This window comes from Jejudonia soesokkakensis, from assembly GCF_042664795.1.
Lineage (GTDB): Bacteria > Bacteroidota > Bacteroidia > Flavobacteriales > Flavobacteriaceae > Jejudonia > Jejudonia soesokkakensis.
In genome coordinates this window covers 1-1,970 of the sequence record NZ_JBHTBN010000012.1, presented here as the reverse complement: position 1 = coordinate 1,970, position 1,970 = coordinate 1, and the positions used below count along the sequence as shown (strand labels likewise).

The 1,970-nt window shown below is 44.7% G+C and carries 1 protein-coding gene; it reads right to left on the bottom strand.

All coding sequences use genetic code 11. The annotated features are described in order from the left end of the window. Window positions 1-1,970, bottom strand: a 1,970-nt coding sequence (locus ACFQO1_RS13095; RefSeq protein WP_380218617.1) for a choice-of-anchor Q domain-containing protein, incomplete at both ends; no start/stop codon positions are given.

The window sequence follows — 1,970 nt, the reverse complement described above, 5'->3', positions numbered from 1 at the left end:
AGTATGACTCTATGAGTTGAAGTTCTGTTCTCACTTACAAACTGAACCACATATACTCCATTGGCCATGCCTCTAAAGTCGATATCATTCTCTCCTGCTAAAATGGTATAATCTCTTACGATCTTACCTGAGAGCTCCACAATAGTTACTCGTACCTCTGCACCAAAACTCTGTGGAATCGCTGCAATAGACACCCCTTTAGATGGGTTCGGATAGATTACTATCCCTTCTGTATCTGTTGTGAAGTCATCAATACCCAATAACTCTTCCTGCGCCTCAAAAGCTCCTATATCTCTTGCTGAAGCAAATACTGCTTCTCCTCGCTGATCTGCAAAGTTATCTGTAGGGTCTCCCGCATCATAGGCCAGAGAACCGTCTAATATCTCATGAGTCTCTGTTGGTCCGCCATTATCCTGCAATGGTCCAAACATCGGATCTGCCTCCTCAATATCATTGGCAGCCTCTGGGAAGGCATTGGTATCATCTGTCCCTATCAGGTTATAATCATTAGAAGTAAAACTTCCCGATACATCTGTTCCAGAACCTGCACTATTACCAGCCACAATCGTGTTCTTTAAAGAAGTACTGGTATTACTCTGGATTCCTCCTCCACTAGCAGCCGTATTGTTGGCAACGGTTACTGCATTAAGATCTACAATCGCTCCATCATTAGTAATTCCCCCTCCACTAGCACTTGCCGTATTCGAAGAGATCGTTGAACGAAGTGCGTTAAAAACACCTGCAGTATTATTATACACTCCACCACCATCGGCAGCCGTGTTGTTGTCTACCGTTGTCGTTAGAATATTCATCGTTGTACCATTTTGGTTCCACAGTCCACCACCTTCATTAGCAGCAGCATTTCCAGATACCTTCGTTGCTTCTATATTAATAGTAGCTCCCATACCTGTTACGTGGAAGGCTCCACCATTTCCTGGATTAGCCACTCCAGCACCTCCATTGACATCGTTATTTGTCAGCTCGCTATTTGTAATATCCATCGTTCCAGCAATCATCTCAATGGCTCCACCTGCTCTGTTGGCAGCATTACTATCTATAATAACGTTATCCATAGTTACTGCTCCAGCCGTACTAAATACTCCACCTCCAGAACCAGAAGTTCCATCGGCTAGGTTATTGGTAATACTAAGATCACTTATCTCAAGGGTACCGCCATTATTAAAGATTCCACCACCACCATTGCTGGCTGAACCACCACTGGCCGTGTTGTTGTCTATAAGAGTTCCAGAAACGCTCATTACTCCAGTTCCATTCCATAGTCCGCCACCTTCACTATTGGCAACGTTACCTGTCACTTCACCTCCAGTTATAGTACTATCTCCAGGACCTGTAATATGTAGCCCTCCTCCATTTCCAGGGGAGTTTCCTACCTCATTATTACTAAGTATCACACTTGTAAGAGTTAACATTCCTCCAGATACCGAGTTATCCTCGATCCCTCCACCAGCTCTACTGGCATCGTTATCGCTTATGGTCGTATCACTAACACTCAAGGTTCCCCCATCGTTTAAGATACCACCACCAGAACCAGAGTTTCCGTTGGCGTCATTGTTCATTATCGTTGCATTAGAGATACTCAAAGTTCCTCCTGCATTGAAAACTCCACCACCACCTTCATTGGTGGCATCTCCACTGGCACGGTTACCTTCGATAAAAGTTCCATCGATGGTCATCATTCCTGTACCGTTCCAAAAGGCACCACCTTCACTATCGGCTCTGTTATCTACAGCCTCTCCACCTGTGATCATACTATCTCCAGCCCCTGTTATATGAAGTGCACCTCCATTACCTGGAGCGCCACCTGTCATATTACTATCAAAACTTACATTGTCAATCACTAAGAGTCCAGCCGTAGTACCTGAGTTTTGCTCAATACCACCTCCTGCTCTGTTGGCAGTATTCTCGTCAATATCACTATCGGTAACCGTAAGAGTTCCTCCGTCATTGAA